Below are 20,039 nucleotides of genomic sequence, written 5' to 3' on the forward strand. Positions count from 1 at the left end.
CAATTTATTTATCGTATTACAATAAAAATTTACTAATTTTTAATAATAAAATAAAAAGATGACTATTTTTGTGTTGTTTCGCTCGTCACATATTCAAAAAAAGAGCATCTCTGTTATAAGTACAGAAATGCTCTAACCATATTATTCGATAAACTCAAATTCAAAATCTAATAAACGAATCGTATCACCGTCTTCTGCTCCTCGTTTCCTCAATGCATCATCAACACCCAAATGACGCATTTGTCGAGCAAATCGCCGAACGGATTCATCACGATTAAAATCAGTCATTTTAAAGATTCGTTCAATCGTTTTACCTGAAACGACATAAGCACCATCAGGATCTCTCGTAATTGCGATATCATCGTCTTCTTTTTCAAATTTATAGACGACTCGTTCTTCGGTTTGTGCTTCTTCCTCGGTTTCAAATTGATGCTTAGGAATTTGCTCTAACATATCAGCAATAGCGTACAATAATTCACGTACACCTTTTTTTGTAATGGTCGAGAGCGGAAATATTTGATACTCATCATCGATCTTTTCTTTAAACGTTTTAAGATTAGCCTCAGAATCGGGCATATCCATTTTATTTGCAACGATGATTTGCGGACGCTCAAGTAGCTTTTCATCGTACTGTTCTAATTCTTTATTAATCGTAACAAAATCCTCATAAGGATCTCGCCCTTCAAGGCCTGACATATCAATGATGTGTACAATGACACGTGTTCGTTCGATATGCTTCAAAAATTGGTGACCTAAGCCGACACCGGAATGAGCACCTTCAATCAGTCCCGGTAAATCTGCCATCACAAAACTTCGCTCATCCTCAGTGCGGACCATACCAAGATTAGGGTTAAGTGTCGTAAAATGATAATCAGCTACTTTAGGCTTTGCACCACTGACTACTGATAATAATGTTGATTTACCGACACTAGGAAATCCAACTAAACCAACGTCGGCTAATACTTTTAATTCTATTTTGACATTCAACTCTTCGCCAGGTGCTCCATTTTCAGCTAACTCTGGTGCGCGGTTTCGTGCATTAGCAAAGCGGATATTACCTCGACCACCACGACCACCTTGGGCAATAATGGCTTGTTGCTTATGCTTCGTTAAATCCGCAATTAAATCATCAGTCTCGGCATTTCGAATCGTTGTCCCGGGTGGTACAGGTACGACTAATGGGGTAGCGTTTTTACCATGCATCCCCTTACTCATGCCATTTTCACCACGAGGTGCCTTAAAATGCTTTTGATAACGGAAATCCATTAAGGTGTTGAGACCTTCATCGACTTCAAAAATGACATCACCACCATGGCCGCCGTCACCACCAGCTGGGCCACCCATTGGTTCATATTTTTCACGACGAAAGGCAACTAAACCATTCCCACCGTCACCTGCTTTTACAAAGACCTCTACCTGATCGATAAACATCATACTCACCTACTTATATGAAAATACAAATAATACCTCATTTTCTTTATGTTCAACCATTAAATTAGCTTGTTTATCCATTTTGACTTTTTTTAATTCCTCATGACCTATTACACGGTACTTAATATGCCATTGATGGTCATATTTTATTTCGATTCGGATATGTAAACCTTCTAAAGAACCAAGCTCGTGCCTAAGGGTATTGATTAGAGCTTCTGCGTCCGTTACAAGCTCTTGATCATACGGTTCTACGGATTGTTTATCCTCATCTAGCTCGAATTCTAGAGTAACTTCTTTATGTTCTAATTTAAATTTAATTAACCAATAAACAAATTGTGGTGCATCAATTGTCTGTAAAGTGCGTTCTTCACTTAATTTGGCGATAAGATGATTCAGTTTATCCATCGATACGTCATATTGTTTCATACTGGCATAACCGTGAACAAGTTGTAAATCATTCATTAAATCATGTCGATATAGTCGAATTAATTGTAAAACTTCATGAACATCTAATTTCATTCTCCCACCCCGCCTTATGCTCTATCCTATCATAAAACGAAAAACAAAAGAAAAGCTTGCCGAATACGACAAGCCATATTTTACCACCCATTATGAGCATAATAAAAGCTGACTCGTTAAGGAGTCAGCTTTCGTTCACATTTACGCTTCTAGAGCTTCTGGGTATACACTCACTTTTTTACGGTCACGACCGTAACGTTCAAAACGTACAACACCGTCAACTTTAGAGAATAATGTGTCATCTCCACCACGGCCTACGTTTTCACCTGGGTAGATTTTCGTACCGCGTTGACGGTAAAGAATAGATCCACCTGTTACGAATTGACCGTCCGCACGTTTAGCACCTAAACGTTTCGCTTCTGAGTCACGTCCGTTTTTTGTACTACCTTGACCTTTTTTCTGAGAAAAGAATTGTAAATCTAGACGTAGCATCGACATGCACCTCCTTAATTTTCAATGATGGTTATATATTGATGATAATCTCTTTCAATCGTTTGGAATGTAACCAGCATTCCTTGTAAAAGCGTTTGGGCTTTGTCATAAGCTTTATCAGACATGCCTTCAGGTAAGAGCATCTTTAGGTATCCACCTTGGGCTCCTTGCTCAATCTCTGGATCGATCTGACAAAGTTTCATAATTGAATTAACAGTACCAAATGATACAGCTGATACTGCCGAACAGACTAAATCATGACCATGTGGACCACTATTAGCGTGCCCAGACAGCTCAAATCCTTGTATCTGATCATTTTTTCGAAATACTCTCAACTCAATCATAGTTAATGACCCTTACGCATTAATTTTTTCAATCGTTACTTTTGTGTAAGGCTGACGATGCCCTTGTTTACGTTTATAGTTTTTCTTTGGCTTGTATTTGAAAACAGTGATTTTACGACCTTTACCCTGTTTTTCAACTTTACCTGTAACAGTTGCGCCATCAACTAATGGTGAGCCAACTTTTACAGAGTCACCACCAACAAAAAGGACGTTGTCAAACGTTACTTCTTCACCAGCGTCAGCATCTAGCTTTTCGATGAAGATAGATTGACCTTCTTCTACTTTAATTTGTTTTCCACCAGTTTCAATAATTGCGTACATTCTTCTGCACCTCCTCTTAGACTAAGACTCGCCATCGAGGTACTTATCTACATAAGTTTATAACCTCTTCTGAGCGGTTGTAGCAACGGGTGCTACATTTAAGCATAACAAAATAAATAATACCACGACTGCAAAAAGATTGTCAACCACTGTTTAGATTCGTTGAAACCGCTGAAGTCGCTACCTTATCTATTTTAAATAGCACGTCTAGCCATGTAAAGGGATAATTTAAATTATTCTTCTATGCTTCATTAGCCTGAACACGCTCTACGGTTAATGCTGGCTCATTTCGTGTAAATAATGCTTGTAAACAATCGTCTTCAGAAATAGGATTAGTGCGTTGATCTAAGTAGACATAATGATAGCAATCTTTTTTAAAATGCTTTACCAGTTCACTTAATGGTGTCCTAGATGAAGCTTTTAAAAATTTAACGTTGGAACGATCAACATTTGTTATAAAATATCTAGCTAATAAATGTTTCAACAATAAAATGTGCTTATTTTGCCAAAGCATCCAATTATCTAACAATAGAAATAAGGATAAGAAAGTTAAATGAATACTTGTCCAATTCATGACATACATCAAAACATTCGCAATACCAATGAAAGCAATTGAATATAATGCCATCCATATAATGGATTGATGAAAGGCAATAATTCTAGTCAAAAAAATAAAAACCAGTCTCCCCCCATCAAGGGGAAGGATTGGTATTAAATTAAACAATAATATAATGGTATTAATCATGAACAGTTGATCCAGGAAAACATGCTGAACATTGATGAAGTTTAACAAGCCAAGTAATGCATAGATCCATATATGTTGAGCAGGTCCAGCAATCGTAACGATTAGTTCTTCCTTACTTGACCGGTTGTAGTAATCTTCTGTTTCCATCACACCTCCAAACGGCCAAATGAGTAATCGTGTGATGTTCCATTTATAGTATTTAGCTGCTAGATAATGCCCTAATTCGTGGATCGTTATAATAACAAAAAAACATATTAATTCGACAAACATCCCTAAAAAATAACTGGCCAATAGAAATAGTAATAATAATGGATGAAATTGAATTAGGCTATTGCTCCTCATAGCTTTCCCCTAAAATAAACTGAACAGGATCTATATATTGACTGTCTTCTTGAACCGCAAAATACATGTTAGTAAATCCGACTGCCTCATCAGGTTCAACAGTACCTATTTTCTGCCCCGGTGATACAAATTGATAATGAAAGACGTCAATGGTATTTAAATGACCATAAATCGACTTTGTTCCATCCTCGTGTTGGACAATAACTGTTTGACCCGTTTCTGGCTTCTTCCCGGCAAACATGACGCTTCCACGTGCCATTGGCGTGACATCCTGAGACTCCGTAACTTCGATATAAACACCCTTATCATAATTTTCAAGGTTCTCCATTTGCACTCCACTAACAGGAATGGAGTTAACAGGCGAACTGGTTACAACTCGTTCTTCATCTCGGCCAAATAACAATAACGGTGTTGCAAAGTTATCATCATACCATGCTTGTACAGTTGCGAATGGTAAATCCTCTGTCAATGTTTGATGAACATATGGTTTAACAGCATTTAGAATCGGGATTTGCGTTTGGTATATGAATAAAGTGAAAAATAAGATCAACGTCGAAATTAAAAACTTAGTTAAATAAGAAGAAGACCTCCTTGATCGAGCTTCATCGAAATCAACCTTCGGAAATGACGTATACCCATGCCTTTCTTCATCATCTAATAGTGAATTGTGTGATGGATTATTTTTAAAATTAATGTTCCTATTCATTTTACGTTTTGCAATATTACTCCTGATTTCATTTAATTTACGACTCATACTTCACCATTCCCTTTTTAATTTGTACTAGCTTATTCATCAATAAATAAAAGTATGATTGTTTCTACAATTTTTAATAGTTAACACAATCATAAGCTAGTTTTTAGTAAAGTATGATGTCTCGTTATTCGATATAATATTGCCGTTAAAGGTTAAGGCAATCTTCGCCCAGGGGCTTAATCCATAAAAAACGTACCGCTTAATGCGATACGTCCCTTATTTCATTCCGAGTAATTTTTTCACTTTCGTCATAAAGCCTTGATCATTATCAAAAGACATCAGTGGCACTGATTCGCCTAAAATTCGTCTTGCAATATTACGATAGCTTATCGAAGCCTTCGTGTCTGGCTGAAAAGCTACAGGTTCACCATGATGTGAAGCACGAATGACATCCTCATCATCTAAGATAATACCCAATAGTTCAATCGATAATGTTGACACAATGTCATCAACACTTAGCATGTCACCACTGTCCATCATATGCTTGCGAATACGGTTAATAATCAAATAAGGGGATGTCTCTAACCCTTCTTGTTCTAGCAAACCGATAATCCGGTCAGCATCACGCACACTTGATTTTTCAGGTGTTGTGATGGCCACTGCTTTATCTGCGCCAGCCACGGCATTTTTATAACCTTGTTCAATCCCTGCAGGACAGTCAATTAAAATATAGTCATAATCAGGCTTTAATTCTTCTATTAACTCTTTGATCCCATCAGGTGTTACTTCATTTTTATCACTGGTTTGAGCAGCAGGTAATAAATGTAGGCAATCAAAGCGCTTATCTTTCACTAATGCAGATTGTAATTTACAACGCCCTTCAAGTACATCAATTAAATTAAAAATAATCCGATTTTCTAAGCCAAGAATCACATCAAGATTTCGTAAGCCTATATCCATATCGATTAAGCACACTTTTTGATCGAGTAATGCTAAAGCGGTCCCTATATTAGCTGTAGTTGTTGTTTTACCAACCCCACCTTTTCCAGACGTGATTACGATTGATTCACCCATTTTACAATCCCCTTTCAAATACATCCAGTAAATTAGGACGGATTTTTTGTAAATGCTGTAGCTGATCTAACTCGATTTGTTCAGTTTCTGAATTCACATAAGCGAACTCTCTTGGCGACCCTTCTACATCATAATCTGGAGCTCGGCTGATCTTGTTTGCAATCCTTATTTGACTAGGGTGCATATATGAAGCTGCCACGACACAACTTTCATCCCCATTAAAACCAGCGTGGGCTATTCCTCTAAGCTTTCCCATCACAAATATATTTCCTGTTGCCAAAACTGTCCCACCTGGATTGACATCACCGATGACAAGTGCATCACCTTTAACCTCATGAACTTGTCCTGAACGAATAGTTTTGATCACTGATTTGACAGTTGTATTGTCATATAGCTCATATGATTCTTCTCGAGTCAAAACATATGAATCTATTTTTTTTATCGACATGTCACTATATTGATCAATTAACTGTGCAATATCTTTTCGTTGATCATCAGTTAAATAGCGATATTGACTATGTACTGTTATCTCGGTTTTTCCTGATGACTCACTCGTTTTGACTTTATCCTCTAGTTCCTGAAGCAATATTTCAAATGAACATTGATCATCTAAATAAACTACAATACCTTTGTTCGTACCCTTCATCGTTATATAGTGTTTCATTTCTGACATATAGGTACACCCCGATTTTGTTCTACCAAATACAGATTACTTGATTTGCTGGTCTTGTTCCTGCCATTTGACTAAACGTTTTGCAAAAAAAGGATAAATCACTAATAAGAATAATATGTTACTTAACACAGTAGGAATTAACCGTAATCGTATAAATTCAGTCACTGCTAAGTCAATTTGTCCTACCATCAAATATAAAGCATATAAAATAAGTTCGGCTACTATAATACTTATTGTAGCCAATAATAATGTCACTGCAAAGTTTTGTTGTAAAACCTTTATTAAGAGATGAATAAGATACAAGACAATGCCATAGGCTAACATATAGATACCTAGTAAGTCAGTATATACTAATTCAAATAGGAAACCAAAGATGACGCCGTTCACAATTCCATGGTAGGTATGTTCTTGATCATAGAAAAGTAGAACTAATAACGAAAATACTAATATCCAGTGAGGAATATAATATAAGTCCGATGCCATAATCGTTTCAGGTAAAAAACCTACAGCAACACTTTCTAACACGAGTAATATAAATGAAATAAGCGGTAAATAGAGGGATCTCACTAAGATTCCTCCTCTAATTGATCTTGGTCGTCAAGAACGGGTGAATAAATATCTCGATTAATGACCATGACATGATTAATATTTAACAAATCAGCTGCCGGTTTAACATGGGCAATTTTAGTTAACCCATATTGATCTAACTCTACAGAAGACACTTCCCCGATTAATAGTCCTCTAGGGAAGACCCCTCCCATACCAGAGCTTATAATGGTTTGTCCTTCTTCTAAATCACCACTATCTGTCAATTCTCTAAATAGCAACGTCTCAGATTCTTCGTCATATCCCTCAATTAATCCAAAAATATCTTCATGACCATCCACAACGACTGAAATACGATTATCAACATCAAATCCAGTTAATAATTGAACAGTTGATGTTAACTGAGAAGCCCCGATCACTTTTCCAATCATACCCTCAGCAGTCGAGACTGCCATATTCGGTTCAATTCCATGCTGTCGTCCTTTATTGATTTTAACTTGATTGAACCATTGCTCGGGGCTTCGTGAGATAACAGTTGCCTTAATTGGTGAATAATCACTAATGGCCTTATCCATTTCGGTAATTGTTCGTAGCTCTTCATTTTCCTTTTCCAACTCATTTACTTGAAAAGCCAATGATTTATAATCCTGTAATTGTTCCTTTAAAACTTCATTTTGTGAATAAACATCACGAATGTCTTGTATATTATCTGTCAGATCAATAATAAAATTAACTGGTTGATAAACGATATTTTGAAATAGACCAACCGTATCTTGAATAAATTGTACTGCAATATTAGACTGCTCGTCTGCTCTTAATGAGTATCCGATTATGGCTACAAGTAATATTATAGTTGTAAAAAAGACGATTAGCTTTCTCTTTCTTAAAAACGAAGGCATAAAATTAGCACCTACTCTTAGTTCAATATATTTCGACGTGCAATGTTAGGAGAATTTTTGAAGTGTTCTATATGATCTAATGCTTTTCCTGTACCGATTGCCACGCAATCTAAAGGGTGTTCAGATACGAACACAGGTATTTTAGTTTGCTCTTTAATCAATTCATCTAGATAACGTAACATGGCTCCTCCACCTGTTAAAACAATTCCGCGGTCCATGATGTCCGCAGAAAGCTCTGGAGGAGTAGCCTCTAACGTTTCCATTATCTTACCAATCATCGATTGAATCGTATCTGAAATCGCATCGACTACTTCATCACTTGTAATTTCAACAGTTTTAGGTAAACCAAATACAGTATCTCGTCCACGAATTTCCATACTTTCTTTGTCATCTGTTTTCTTCGCTGCACCTAACTGCATTTTAATATCCTCAGCTGTTGACTCCCCAATGACTAACCCCTTATGCTTTTTAACATAATACATGATTTCTTCATCTAATTTATCCCCAGCAATTCTTAGGGATTGACTTGTTACGATTCCACCAAGCGAAACAATAGCTACTTCTGTTGTCCCTCCACCAATATCAACGACCATATTACCTTGCGGTTCCCAAACGGATAACCCAGCACCAATAGCCGCGGCAAACGGTTCGGAAATAGGGAATACATGCTTTGAGCCTGCTTGTTTTGTCGCATCAATCACAGCTCTTTCCTCAACCATTGTAATACCTGATGGGACACAAACCATCACATTCGGTTTGCCAAACCATGTTTTACGTTGGATTTTTCCAATATAATATTTCATCATGGCAGAAGTCGTATCATAATCAGCAATAACACCATCCTTCATCGGACGTATAATCGAAAGTGATTCCGGTGTTTTACCAATCATTTTTTTGGCCTCAATGCCAACTGCCGTAATTTCTCCAGTATGATTATTGACAGCTACGACTGATGGTTCACGTAACACAATGCCTTTTCCTTTAACAAATACTAACGTATTCGCAGTTCCTAAATCAATTCCAAAATCCTTGTTAAATAATGATGCACCCATTACAATCTCCTCTCTTTGCTGTCTGTCATTCGTATACTAAAAAATATGTAATGGCATCATGAAACATGAATAAGCGCCACAACTTTGTCCAAAAAATGACTTATGGCGCTTCAAAGTTATTCTTATTTCATTATACGAAAAAAAGAGAAAAATAGATAGAGTTTATAGAAGCAAAAATATGAGATATTGTAACTATTTTCACTACAAATACCCTTTCTCTTTTAGGGATGTAAATTTATGATCACCTATCACTAAGTGATCTAATAATTCAATTCCTAAAACTTTACCTGATTCAAATAGACGTTTCGTGACATGAATATCTTCATTGGATGGGGCCGTATCGCCGCTAGGGTGGTTATGGGCACAAATAACAGAAGCAGCAGAGCGTTTGATAGCTTCTTTAAAAATTTCGCGAGGATGGACGATCGAGGAATTCAAACCACCAATAAAAATCGTTTGCCGATGAATCACTTGATTTTTCGTATTGAGATATAAAGCAACAAAATGCTCTTGTTTTAAATCCTTCATTTCTTCCATTAAAAAATGAGCACCATCTTCTGGGCTACGAATTGTATAACGATCCCCTACACGAAAGCTATGTAGCCGCTTACCTAGCTCAATTGCAGCCATTAGCGTCACAGCCTTCGCTTCACCAATCCCTTTAATAGATGTCATCTCTGAAATAGTAGAATCTTTTAACAGCGATAAACCTTCAAAGTGAACTAAAATACGTGTGGCCAGTGATAAAGCAGAATTTCCTTTCGTACCACTCCCAATTAAAATGGCGATTAACTCCTGATTTGATAAGGCTTGAGGCCCCGCTTGCATTAAGCGTTCTCTAGGACGATCATCTTTCGGAACATCCTTAATGAAAATCATTTCTGAATCCAATTAAATAACCCCTTTCATTATTTTGTAGTCACATTTAATTTTATCCATTTAAATTGTTTGACACAAAACACAAAAAACACGATTTTCCACTAGGGAAAACCGTGATTTCGGGTCAATTTTATATTATTTAGGTTTGATTTCAACGAGATAATTAAATTAGGCTATATTTGAAAAAAATAATTGAAGGTTTAATAAGGTTGTATGTGTATAAAAGTTCTGTAGTTGACTATCTAATCCGCCTTGTATATCAGCCAATAGCTCATGAGCTTGAATTAATTTTTGATTGTTACGATATGCTTCTGGTCGTTCATCAATCCAGGCTAAACTATCGGCAACCCAGTTATCGATAGAATCCGAATTTTGATAGGCCTCAATTAAATCCAACCCTTGTTCTAACCACGCTTGTTCCTCTTCACTTACTTGTGCCTCCACAGGATTAAAGCTCCAAGATTTATATAAAAAATCCTCCATATAAATTAAATCTTTAGACTCTAGCCATTCAGTAATTTGATTCTTCTCAGATTCTGAATAAATTAAGTGACTAATAATGAAAAATTGACCATTATTTTCTTGTACCACTGCGGGAATAGCATGAGGTGATAAGAGTGTTTGAATGAACTCACGAGCATTTTCTGCTGATGAAAAAACTCCAAACTGTATCACATCATGCGTCTTACCTGGAATATTAAAGGCTAACGGATTCTCCGTACTTTGTTCACCATCGTTACCTTCCTCTTCTGCCTGATTTTCTTCATCATCTACACTTGCTACGGGAATAGCTGATGGAGTCAGATCTGAAAAAAAGTATATTAATCCTGCACCAAAAACAACACCTAAAATCACAGCGAATACAACAGGCTTAACCATTTTTCCGTACATAGAACGACCACGAAAAAATGAAGGTTTTGAATTTTTACTAGATTTAGGTGTTAAAAAATATTCAAGGTCATTTTTCTTATGATTCGTCGATTGTTGATTCATCGTTACTCGAACTTTTTTATGCTCGTCCATTTTCAAACCACCTTATGCTAGGATGACTAAATCGTAGCACAAAGTGAACGCAAAATAAGTTAAATCTTGTCAGATGACTTCGTCAAAATCGAACAAAAAACGCTTGAGTTTTTCTCAAGCGTTTTCTTATACTGTTAAGGATGCTACCTTATTCTTTCCATTTCTCTTAGCACCTATATACATAGAGCGATCGGCATTTCTAATTAATTCTTGTGGTGTTTCACATTGGTCAGGATAAGTCGCAACACCAATACTTGCTGTGACATTAATTTCTTTAACCTCGACATTACCATTAATCGTTTTATATAAAACAAAAGGCTCATTAGCAATCTCATCCCTAACCTCTTCAGCCATATCAATAACCTTTTCATGCGTCATTCCTTTGACTAGTATCGTGAATTCTTCCCCACCATAACGTGCTATGGTGCCACGTTCTCCTATTAAATTTTTTAAACGTTTTGCTAATTCTGCTAAAACCTCGTTACCCGATTCATGACCATACTGATCATTAATCGCTTTAAATGAGTCTAGGTCCAAAATAATAACTGAGAGATTTTCTTCAATACCTTTTGCTTCTAAGTCAGAAGCATATTCGTGAATATGCTCGATAAAATAACGATAATTGTATAAACCCGTTAACTGATCTTTCTGGCTACGATTTTTAGCTGTTTCATAATGTCTCGCGTTTTCAACGGCAACAGATAAAAAGTTAGCTAATATTTCTAATAACATTAAATGATATTTTTCAAAAGCATTAAATTCCCGTGAGGCAACGGATAGAACGCCAACGGTTTTGTTATTTCTTAGGATTGGAACACCTAGAGCGCTTTTGGCATTAGCAGGTAATTCATGATTAAGTTCCTCTAAATCCTTTTTACGCGTAATCATGATACTTTTTTGTTCTTCATATACCTTACCTGCAAACCCTTGTCCGCGACGTAGTTGGGAATCTTTATTTAAATTTAAACCTTGATCATCTAAGTACCTAATGAGACTCATGGTATGACTATCACGTATAATATCAAAAACATAGATATGTGATGCTGGTATTAACTGTTTAACCTCTTTCAAAAAGGTATCTAGCACACTTTTAACATTTAAACTTTTAGATAGCTCATGACCAATTTCACTCGTTACATGTAAATATCGATTTACCCGTTGACTACTATGATAATAGGAAAATACAGTCGATAACAGGACAAATGGAATTCCAACAATAAAGACAGCGATTGATTCAATTTGTAAATACATTAAATATAAAACCAAACCTAAAGGGAAACCGAGTAATGTAATTCCTGAATCGATAAATAAAGTTCTCGGTAATTTAAACAAGTTCTCCCCGTTTAAATAAGCTGATAATATCGCAATAAAAATTTGGTTAACTAAGATATAGCTTAAAATATAACCAATTAAAGGTACGGTCTCTTCAAATGAATTAAACGCTAGCTCACCATGTTCTCCACCTAAAGCATAATAAACACCAGCTGCTGCAATTGATGTTAGCAGCAACATCGTGGAGTTTGATGCAATTCGATATGATTGATCTTTTTTAAGTTTGTCTTTAACGAGTAAAGCCACTAAAGCAATTTGAGTTAATAAAACCTCCGCCAAAAGTCCAAAATATAAAAAGGCTGCTAAACTGACACCATTGACGAAGAAAACAGTAATATTTCCTATTTTAATAGGAAAAATTGCTATTGCACTAATAACAATAGCAAAAGCCAGTAGGTCAAACCAATAATCAGAAAAATCAGGACTAAACTCTAAAAATAAATAAGCCATTAATGCTGGGAAGGTTACCAACCAAATGATCCATAGTGTCCATACTTTTGATTTCGCCATAAAAAAGCCCCTTCGTGAACGCTCGCAAAAAACTCTAATTATTTCTGCTGCGTCAAATAACTTCTAACCTCAGATACAAAATATAACGAACCGGTTATCACTAAAACGCTATCTGAATCTTGACTACAATTAAATTCATCTACAACGTTCTTCCAATTTTTTGATACTATTATACCATATTTTCTGAACTTTTGTAATAGTTCTTCATGCCTATAACTTTTAAAAAAGTCAAACGCTGTTAAATGAATCGTCTCAAAGTGTCGCTGAAGAAGCTGCAACATTTGATCGACAGGCTTTCCTTTAACCGCTGAAAATAAAACATCAACTTTTTCATGTCTATAACGTTGCCCCAACGTTTTTAATAAAGGTTTTAAAGCTTCAATGTTGTGCGCACCATCTAATATAATAGTTGGGTTTTCCTGAACGATTTCATACCGACCGATCCACGTCGTTTTCCTTATACCTTCTTTTATTTTCTCTATCGAGATTGAAAATCCTTCTAAATCGGACAACTTTTTGAAGGTAAATATTGCCAAGGTCGCATTCTCAACCTGATGCTGACCACTCATATTTAGTGTGATACGGTCGATGGTTAAACATTTAGACCTGAACGAAAATATTTCACCATTATAAAGAGATTTCAACCATTGATAGTTAAAATCAACTGTTAATTGACTCAATGGGCTATTCATTTTTTTAGCCTGTTTTTCAATAATGTTAAGGGCTTTATAATCGACGACATTCGTCATCACTGGCTTTTTCTGTTTGATAATTCCTGCTTTTTCATAAGCTATTTCTTCAATTGTTTCACCTAAAATGTCTGTATGGTCGAACCCAATTGTCGTTATGACTGATAGAACCGGATCGATAACATTCGTTGAATCTAACCTTCCACCTAAACCGACTTCAAAAATGGCGTACTCTACATCGATTTCTTGAAAATACTTTAAGGCTATGACCGTAATGATTTCAAACTCAGTAGGCGAACCCAAGTCCGTTTTGGCTAATTGTTCACACAACGGTTTAATCATCGTAACGTATTGAACGAGATCCTCACCACTAATGGGTTCCCCGTTAATGCTTATTCGTTCATTAAAAACTTCAATATAGGGTGATGTAAAGGTCCCAACACTAAAACCGTGTTCTTGTAAAATATGACGTAAAAAGGCGACTGTCGAGCCTTTCCCATTCGTCCCCGCAACATGGACGATCTTCAAATGCTTATCTGGATTGTCCAACTCACTCAGTAGCCATTGAACACGTTTGAGTCCTGGCTTAATTCCAAATTTTAATTGTTTATGAATCCAGTCAATTGCTTGTGATTCGTTCATTTCAAATCCCTCATTATGTAAATACAAATTGCCTGTGTATGACAGGCAATTTGTAAAGGTTAGGATACCGTTTCTAATTCTTTTATTCGTTCTTGAACTAAACGCTGTTTTTCAAGGTAGTCTTTCTCCTTATCGCGTTCTTCTTGTACAACATGTTCAGGGGCTTTATTTACAAAGTTTTCGTTTGCTAATTTTTTCTGAACACGTTCAACCTCGCTATTCCATTTCTCTAATTCTTGTTTCAAACGTTCAATTTCTGCATCAATATTTATTAAACCTTCTAGCGGGAAGAAAATTTCTGCACCTGTAACGACCGCACTTTTAGCTTGTTCTTGCACCTCAACATCTGTTGCAATCGTTAATTGTTCTGGGTTACAGAAACGATCTAAATAATGTCGGTTCGTATGCAGCTCTCTCACGACGGATTCATCATGGGCTTTAATAATGATATTAATTGATTTCGACATTGGTGTGTCGACTTCAGAACGAACATTTCGAACGGAACGAATAATGGATACTAGACGTTGCATTTCTTTAGCCGATTGTTCATTAGAATATTCACTTATTACTTCCGGCCAATCCGTTTCTACAATCGATTCTCCTTCATGTGGAATATGCTGCCATATTTCCTCGGTAATAAACGGCATAAACGGATGGAGCATTCGCAAAATGCTATCTAACGTGACAACTAAAACGGAACGCGTAGTTTGCTTAGCTTCTTCATCTTCTCCATATAGCGGTAATTTCGCCATTTCAATATACCAATCACAAAACTCATCCCATATAAAGTTATATAAATGACGGCCCGCTTCACCGAAGTCATATCGTTCTATATTACGAGTCACGTTTTCAACGGTTTCATTCAGGCGTGTTAAAATCCACTCATCCGCTAACGATTTTTCTTTTGATAAATCAATGTCTTCATATCTAAAGTCCTCTAGATTCATAATGACAAAGCGTGATGCATTCCAAATCTTATTAGCGAAATTCCAGGTTGCTTCAACTTTATCCCATTGGAAACGAAGATCCTGCCCTGGTGAAGAACCCGTTGCTAAGAAGTAACGCAAGGAATCAGCACCGTATTGGTCAATCACATCCATTGGGTCAACACCATTTCCAAGTGACTTACTCATCTTGCGTCCTTGTGCATCACGAACTAAACCGTGAATGAGTACGTCTTTAAATGGGCGACGATTTGTAAACTCCTTAGATTGGAATACCATTCGTGCTACCCAGAAGAAAATAATGTCGTAACCTGTCACTAAAACATCTGTTGGGAAATAACGCATAAAATCCTTGCTATTTTCATCTGGCCAGCCCATTGTTGAAAACGGCCATAAGGCAGATGAGAACCATGTATCTAGAACATCATCATCCTGTCTCCAGTTCTCAATGTCCTCAGGTGCCTCACGACCAACATAAACTTCACCAGTTTCTTTATGATACCAAGCCGGGATACGATGCCCCCACCATAGTTGACGCGAAATACACCAATCACGAATATTTTCCATCCAGTTGAGATAAGTCTTTTCAAAGCGATCCGGAACAAAATTAACTTTATCATCGGTTTGCTGTAAGTGAATCGCTTGTTCTGCTAATGGCCCCATTTTGACGAACCATTGCGTAGATAAATATGGTTCAACAACAGCATTACTACGCTCTGAATGGCCAACAGAATGCTCGTGATCTTCAATTTCGAATAAAACACCTTCGTCTTGTAAATCTTGAACGATTTGCTTCCGGCATTCAAATCGATCCATATTTTTATATTTACCAGCATTTTCGTTCATCGTTCCATCTTCATTCATGACGAGAACTCGTTCTAAATTGTGACGGTTACCAATCTCAAAGTCATTTGGATCATGAGCAGGTGTGATTTTAACAGCACCAGAACCAAATTCCATATCGACATAATCATCAGCTACGATTTCGATTTCGCGACCGACGATTGGTAATACGACTTTTTTACCAATTAAATGCTTGTAACGATCATCTTCTGGGTGAACAGCGACAGCCGTATCGCCGAGCATCGTCTCTGGACGTGTGGTCGCTATCTCGATATGACCTGAACCGTCTTTTAATGGATACCGCATGTGATAAAAGGCACCTTTGACATCTTTATAAATAACTTCAATGTCAGATAATGCTGTTTGTGTACTAGGATCCCAGTTAATGATATATTCGCCACGATAAATAAGATCTTTCTCATAAAGGGTCACAAATACTTCTTTTACAGCATTAGACAGACCATCATCTAATGTGAAACGCTCTTTGGAATAATCAAGTCCTAAACCAAGCTTTTCCCATTGTTGACGGATGAAGGATGCATATTCTTCCTTCCAATTCCATACTTGCTCAAGAAATTTTTCACGACCTAAATCATAACGGTTTTGACCATTTTCTTTTAATTTAGCTTCAACCTTTGATTGTGTCGCAATTCCCGCATGGTCCATTCCTGGTAACCATAATACATCATAACCGCGCATCCGTTTATAACGAGTCATAATGTCTTGTAACGTGGTGTCCCAAGCATGACCTAAGTGTAAACGACCGGTTACGTTTGGTGGTGGAATAACAATTGTAAACGGATTTTTCGATTGATCATTTTTAGCTTCAAAGAATTTGCCATCTACCCAAAAATTATAGCGATCTTTTTCAACTTCTTGTGGATGATATTTTGGCGCCATCGACGTTTTCTGGTCAGCCATATAAAATCCTCCTTATTCGTTTATTTAACTTCATATAAATAAAAAAATCTTTTCATCCTTGAAAAAGGACGAAAAGATTGTATTCGCGGTACCACCTTTGTTCGCAAACCACAGCTGTGGTTGCGCACTTTGTAACATTAACGGTTTTCCCGGATTCATCTACTAACACGTTCAATGAATCTGCATATTCAGAGCGACCTTCCAAGCCATCATACCCAGGAAGCTCTCAGCAAACGCTCCCCTTTCTGTCGGAATCCAACTTGTACTCCTCTCTTACAAGCATTTAAAAACATTATAGGATTTGTTCTCTTATTCTATACGTATTTTACTGAATAAGTCAATTATTTTCAATAAAATAGGCTAAAAAAATAAAAGGTGGACTGACGTCATCCACCTTAGAAAAAAGATTAAAATATAACACGCATCTTCCCTCTTCTTCATATCGTGTAATAGAGAGGAGGAGACTAATGGCTAGGTATTATCGTTATCGCCTACCACCCTGGGCCAGACATTGCATATTTATTATTGAAAAATGTACGTTACCAATCATGATTTTTCAATTGGTACGGACCCTGTTATTCCCAACATCACTTGATGTATTTTTAACCGGCTTACTTGTCGGATTATTTATTAGCTTTTACTTAGAATGGATTTAACTGCTTTTCTTTTCATAAGGAACGTATAACACATCCCCGGCGTGTAGTTCGTCTCCGGATTCAAGTCCATTTATTCGTTCTAAATTATAGACCGACACTTCATATGCATTTGCAATCGATTCTAAAGTTTCGTTCTCTTGTACAAAACGCATTTTAACGCTTACTCTTTCAGGTTCATCTTCACGGAAAAAACTAGATAAATAGCCTAAACCAAAGCCTTTCTTTTTCTTAGGCTTTTCTTCACCATCCTCTTTACCATCGTCTTCATACTCTTGTTCAGGCTCATGATAATCGTCTTTTTCAGCGTATTCTTCTTCTTCATAATCCATATTATCTTGATACTCTACATTTTCATACTGTTCATTGTCATACTCTTCATTATATTCTTCTTTAAAATCCTTCTTATCTTCTTTTTTATTAAAAAACTCATTTAGAGATTGTGACTTTTCTTTCTTCCAAAAATCACGTCCCTTTTTATCTTCGTTTTCAGCTGGTTCTTCTTCCACATTCACTTCCGGTACTTCACCAAGATCTGTTTCAAGTTCACTCGCACCTAACTCCTCAGCTTCAAAGCTAGGTACTTCTTTTAATTCAAAGTCATAATTGACCTCTGTTTCTTGATGAGTTTCTTCGTGCCGTGCTTCCTCCTTAGCCACCTCAACCCCGATTAATCGAATTTTAGTATAAACATGGAGACTACCTGGTTCAGGTAATTCATAATCAAAGTATTCTACCTCAACATCAGGTTCATTGATCTCAGCGACACGATTACTTGGCAATGTAATGTCGACAGGGATTGGATATTGGAAGGTCGTAAATCCGTTATCGAGTGCTTTTACTTGCTGAACATAATTTTCGTCATCTTCATGATTGTCAACATATAGCATTGGTTCTTCTCGGGGTAAGGATTGATAGTCACCTGAAACCATTAATACACCACGCAACTGGATGTAACTAGATTCTTTTATAACGTTAACATCCGGCTGAATGGATATACCGTACAAATCATCAATTTCTTCACCTTGACGAAACGTAATTTGTTCGTGCAGGTCAAATAACATTGGCTCGTTTTCCTGTGTACTCAATGCGCTTCCTCCTCACAATTGTCCTTTTACCACTAAATATATGACAACTTGTATCGAAAAAGAACTCATTATAGAAATCTCATAGGGAGGAAAACCATTAATTAACGGTACAAAAAACTCCCACACCTTACATAAATGTGAGAGTCCATAACTTTATCCATTATATGAGTTAAATGCCTGATCGGCGGCTTTAATTGTTTGCTCAATATCCTCACCTGTATGAACCGTCGATAAGAATACACCTTCAAACTGTGATGGCGGTAAAAACACGCCTTGATCAGCCATTGAACGATAATATTTCGCGAACCAATCAACGTCAGACGTTTGGGCCGTTTCAAAATTTATCACGTCTTGATTAGTAAAGAAGAAGCCTAACATAGAACCAGCTCGATTAACCTGTAGTGGCACACCGTGTTTTTCAGCAGCATGTTGATAGCCTTCTGTTAACCGATCTGCTTTTTGACTGATATCTTTGTAGGATTGTTCAGTTAATTGATTTAACGTTTCATACCCTGCTGCCATAGCTAATGGGTTACCGGATAATGTACCAGCTTGATAAATATCTCCAGTAGGCGCAATTTTTTCCATAATCTCACGTTTACCACCGTAAGCACCTACAGGTAGGCCTCCACCAATAACCTTACCTAAACAAGTTAAATCGGGAGTGACATTAAAATGACCCTGAGCACAATGATATCCAACACGGAAGCCCGTCATCACTTCATCAAAAATTAATAGTGACCCGTTCTTTTCCGTCATGTCTCTTAAGAACGATAAGAAATCGTTTATTGGCGGGACAACTCCCATGTTTCCTGATACAGGTTCAACAATTACAGCCGCGATATCATCCCCATATTGTTCAAATGCATAGGCCACGCTATCCTGATCATTATACGGAACGGTAATCGTGTTTTGTGCAATAGATGATGGGACGCCAGGGCTATCAGGTAAACCTAATGTAGCAACACCAGAACCAGCTTTGATTAATAGAGAATCACCATGGCCATGGTAGTTTCCTTCAAATTTTAGGATTTTATCTCGACCCGTATAACCGCGTGCTAAACGTAATGCACTCATCGTTGCTTCGGTACCTGAGTTGACCATACGTAACATTTCGATTGACGGTACTCGGTCTATAACAAGTTTGGCTAACTTATTTTCATATTCTACATTCGCGCCAAAGCTTGTCCCTTTTTCCATCACGTTTTTTAAGGTCGAGATCACTTGTTCATGAGCGTGCCCCAGGATTAATGGTCCCCAGCTAAGAACATAGTCAATATATTCATTCCCATCAACATCATAAATTTTTGAGCCTTTACCTTCCTTCATATAAATCGGATCCATATTAACCGATTTAAAGGCACGGACAGGAGAGTTTACCCCACCTGGGAAAAGATCAATAGCTTCATCAAATAATTCCCTAGACTTTGCATGATTACTCAT

The 20,039-nt window shown here is 36.9% G+C and carries 20 protein-coding genes and 2 other annotated features; of the genes, 1 reads left to right on the plus strand and 19 read right to left on the minus strand.

All coding sequences use genetic code 11. The features are described from left to right. Nucleotides 1–141: 141 nt before the first annotated feature. From obgE to BLP77_RS06050, 17 genes are all read right to left on the minus strand, one after another. Entirely contained in the window at nucleotides 142–1,431 is a 1,290-nt protein-coding gene (gene obgE / locus BLP77_RS05970) for a GTPase ObgE (RefSeq protein WP_093856209.1), read from the minus strand. A 9-nt stretch (nucleotides 1,432–1,440) separates the two neighbouring features. After that, the gene (locus BLP77_RS05975; RefSeq protein WP_093856210.1) at nucleotides 1,441–1,950 is read right to left on the minus strand and encodes a Spo0B domain-containing protein; all 510 of its coding nucleotides are present in this window, start codon (nucleotides 1,948–1,950) and stop codon (nucleotides 1,441–1,443) included. A gap of 141 nt (nucleotides 1,951–2,091) precedes the next feature. Then, nucleotides 2,092–2,382 carry a 50S ribosomal protein L27 gene (gene rpmA / locus BLP77_RS05980; protein ID WP_093856211.1) on the minus strand — a complete coding sequence of 97 codons (291 nt, stop codon included), beginning with the start codon at nucleotides 2,380–2,382 and terminating at the stop codon, nucleotides 2,092–2,094. A 14-nt stretch (nucleotides 2,383–2,396) separates the two neighbouring features. Then, nucleotides 2,397–2,726: a ribosomal-processing cysteine protease Prp gene (locus tag BLP77_RS05985; protein ID WP_093856212.1), complete on the minus strand. Its 330-nt coding sequence runs from the start codon at nucleotides 2,724–2,726 to the stop codon at nucleotides 2,397–2,399. A 12-nt stretch (nucleotides 2,727–2,738) separates the two neighbouring features. After that, nucleotides 2,739–3,047, minus strand: a complete 309-nt coding sequence (gene rplU, locus BLP77_RS05990) for a 50S ribosomal protein L21 (RefSeq protein WP_093856213.1) — start codon at nucleotides 3,045–3,047, stop codon at nucleotides 2,739–2,741. Nucleotides 3,048–3,061: 14 nt separating this feature from the next. Next, nucleotides 3,062–3,136, minus strand: a sequence feature (ribosomal protein L21 leader region). A 152-nt stretch (nucleotides 3,137–3,288) separates the two neighbouring features. Continuing rightward, nucleotides 3,289–4,134, minus strand: a complete 846-nt coding sequence (locus BLP77_RS05995; protein ID WP_093856214.1) for a M50 family metallopeptidase — start codon at nucleotides 4,132–4,134, stop codon at nucleotides 3,289–3,291. Beyond that, nucleotides 4,121–4,888, minus strand: a complete 768-nt coding sequence (locus BLP77_RS06000; protein ID WP_093856215.1) for a M23 family metallopeptidase — start codon at nucleotides 4,886–4,888, stop codon at nucleotides 4,121–4,123. Before BLP77_RS06000 ends, BLP77_RS05995 begins: the two co-directional genes overlap by 14 nt. 216 nt (nucleotides 4,889–5,104) lie before the next feature. After that, complete coding sequence (gene minD / locus BLP77_RS06005) at nucleotides 5,105–5,902, minus strand: septum site-determining protein MinD (protein WP_093856216.1); 798 nt, start codon at nucleotides 5,900–5,902, stop codon at nucleotides 5,105–5,107. A gap of 1 nt (nucleotide 5,903) precedes the next feature. After that, the gene (gene minC / locus BLP77_RS06010; RefSeq protein ID WP_093856217.1) at nucleotides 5,904–6,575 is read right to left on the minus strand and encodes a septum site-determining protein MinC; all 672 of its coding nucleotides are present in this window, start codon (nucleotides 6,573–6,575) and stop codon (nucleotides 5,904–5,906) included. A gap of 36 nt (nucleotides 6,576–6,611) precedes the next feature. Continuing rightward, on the minus strand, nucleotides 6,612–7,142 hold the full coding sequence (gene mreD / locus BLP77_RS06015; RefSeq protein ID WP_176752976.1) for a rod shape-determining protein MreD: 531 nt from the start codon (nucleotides 7,140–7,142) through the stop codon (nucleotides 6,612–6,614). Continuing rightward, entirely contained in the window at nucleotides 7,142–8,020 is an 879-nt protein-coding gene (mreC, locus tag BLP77_RS06020) for a rod shape-determining protein MreC (protein WP_093856219.1), read from the minus strand. Before mreC ends, mreD begins: the two co-directional genes overlap by 1 nt. A 17-nt stretch (nucleotides 8,021–8,037) precedes the next feature. Next, on the minus strand, nucleotides 8,038–9,072 hold the full coding sequence (mreB, locus tag BLP77_RS06025; RefSeq protein ID WP_093856220.1) for a rod shape-determining protein: 1,035 nt from the start codon (nucleotides 9,070–9,072) through the stop codon (nucleotides 8,038–8,040). Between the two features lie 201 nt (nucleotides 9,073–9,273). After that, nucleotides 9,274–9,951 carry a RadC family protein gene (gene radC / locus BLP77_RS06030; RefSeq protein ID WP_093856422.1) on the minus strand — a complete coding sequence of 226 codons (678 nt, stop codon included), beginning with the start codon at nucleotides 9,949–9,951 and terminating at the stop codon, nucleotides 9,274–9,276. Between the two features lie 168 nt (nucleotides 9,952–10,119). Beyond that, nucleotides 10,120–10,974 (minus strand): hypothetical protein, encoded by an 855-nt coding sequence (locus BLP77_RS06035; protein ID WP_093856221.1) that lies wholly within the window; start codon nucleotides 10,972–10,974, stop codon nucleotides 10,120–10,122. A 126-nt stretch (nucleotides 10,975–11,100) separates the two neighbouring features. After that, nucleotides 11,101–12,816, minus strand: a complete 1,716-nt coding sequence (locus tag BLP77_RS06040; protein WP_093856222.1) for a sensor domain-containing diguanylate cyclase — start codon at nucleotides 12,814–12,816, stop codon at nucleotides 11,101–11,103. Between the two features lie 38 nt (nucleotides 12,817–12,854). Beyond that, nucleotides 12,855–14,147, minus strand: a complete 1,293-nt coding sequence (locus BLP77_RS06045) for a bifunctional folylpolyglutamate synthase/dihydrofolate synthase (RefSeq protein WP_093856223.1) — start codon at nucleotides 14,145–14,147, stop codon at nucleotides 12,855–12,857. A gap of 59 nt (nucleotides 14,148–14,206) precedes the next feature. Further along, nucleotides 14,207–16,855 (minus strand): valine--tRNA ligase, encoded by a 2,649-nt coding sequence (locus BLP77_RS06050; protein WP_093856224.1) that lies wholly within the window; start codon nucleotides 16,853–16,855, stop codon nucleotides 14,207–14,209. A gap of 61 nt (nucleotides 16,856–16,916) precedes the next feature. Next, nucleotides 16,917–17,143: a binding site (T-box leader), on the minus strand. 179 nt (nucleotides 17,144–17,322) lie between these two features. Here BLP77_RS06050 and BLP77_RS06055 point away from each other — a divergent pair. Continuing rightward, the gene (locus BLP77_RS06055; RefSeq protein ID WP_093856225.1) at nucleotides 17,323–17,511 is read left to right on the plus strand and encodes a hypothetical protein; all 189 of its coding nucleotides are present in this window, start codon (nucleotides 17,323–17,325) and stop codon (nucleotides 17,509–17,511) included. Here the strand turns inward: BLP77_RS06055 and BLP77_RS06060 are convergent. Continuing rightward, a complete protein-coding gene (locus BLP77_RS06060) occupies nucleotides 17,508–18,596 on the minus strand; it encodes a LysM peptidoglycan-binding domain-containing protein (protein ID WP_093856226.1) in 1,089 nt (362 codons plus the stop codon). The genes BLP77_RS06055 and BLP77_RS06060 overlap by 4 nt on opposite strands. A gap of 153 nt (nucleotides 18,597–18,749) precedes the next feature. Further along, on the minus strand, nucleotides 18,750–20,039 hold the full coding sequence (hemL, locus tag BLP77_RS06065; protein ID WP_093856227.1) for a glutamate-1-semialdehyde 2,1-aminomutase: 1,290 nt from the start codon (nucleotides 20,037–20,039) through the stop codon (nucleotides 18,750–18,752).

The sequence above is a fragment of the Tenuibacillus multivorans genome (assembly GCF_900103915.1).
In the GTDB taxonomy this organism is placed as follows: Bacteria; Bacillota; Bacilli; order Bacillales; family Alkalibacillaceae; genus Tenuibacillus; species Tenuibacillus multivorans.

Coding starts and splice junctions, on each gene's coding strand:
- obgE (WP_093856209.1), bottom strand. CDS start 1,431: ATGTTTATCGATCAGGTAGAGGTCTTTGTAAAAGCAGGTGACGGTGGG.
- BLP77_RS05975 (WP_093856210.1), bottom strand. CDS start 1,950: ATGAAATTAGATGTTCATGAAGTTTTACAATTAATTCGACTATATCGA.
- rpmA (WP_093856211.1), bottom strand. CDS start 2,382: ATGCTACGTCTAGATTTACAATTCTTTTCTCAGAAAAAAGGTCAAGGT.
- BLP77_RS05985 (WP_093856212.1), bottom strand. CDS start 2,726: ATGATTGAGTTGAGAGTATTTCGAAAAAATGATCAGATACAAGGATTT.
- rplU (WP_093856213.1), bottom strand. CDS start 3,047: ATGTACGCAATTATTGAAACTGGTGGAAAACAAATTAAAGTAGAAGAA.
- BLP77_RS05995 (WP_093856214.1), bottom strand. CDS start 4,134: ATGAGGAGCAATAGCCTAATTCAATTTCATCCATTATTATTACTATTT.
- BLP77_RS06000 (WP_093856215.1), bottom strand. CDS start 4,888: ATGAGTCGTAAATTAAATGAAATCAGGAGTAATATTGCAAAACGTAAA.
- minD (WP_093856216.1), bottom strand. CDS start 5,902: ATGGGTGAATCAATCGTAATCACGTCTGGAAAAGGTGGGGTTGGTAAA.
- minC (WP_093856217.1), bottom strand. CDS start 6,575: ATGTCAGAAATGAAACACTATATAACGATGAAGGGTACGAACAAAGGT.
- mreC (WP_093856219.1), bottom strand. CDS start 8,020: ATGCCTTCGTTTTTAAGAAAGAGAAAGCTAATCGTCTTTTTTACAACT.
- mreB (WP_093856220.1), bottom strand. CDS start 9,072: ATGGGTGCATCATTATTTAACAAGGATTTTGGAATTGATTTAGGAACT.
- radC (WP_093856422.1), bottom strand. CDS start 9,951: ATGATTTTCATTAAGGATGTTCCGAAAGATGATCGTCCTAGAGAACGC.
- BLP77_RS06035 (WP_093856221.1), bottom strand. CDS start 10,974: ATGGACGAGCATAAAAAAGTTCGAGTAACGATGAATCAACAATCGACG.
- BLP77_RS06040 (WP_093856222.1), bottom strand. CDS start 12,816: ATGGCGAAATCAAAAGTATGGACACTATGGATCATTTGGTTGGTAACC.
- BLP77_RS06045 (WP_093856223.1), bottom strand. CDS start 14,147: ATGAACGAATCACAAGCAATTGACTGGATTCATAAACAATTAAAATTT.
- BLP77_RS06050 (WP_093856224.1), bottom strand. CDS start 16,855: ATGGCTGACCAGAAAACGTCGATGGCGCCAAAATATCATCCACAAGAA.
- BLP77_RS06055 (WP_093856225.1), top strand. CDS start 17,323: ATGGCTAGGTATTATCGTTATCGCCTACCACCCTGGGCCAGACATTGC.
- hemL (WP_093856227.1), bottom strand. CDS start 20,039: ATGAGTAATCATGCAAAGTCTAGGGAATTATTTGATGAAGCTATTGAT.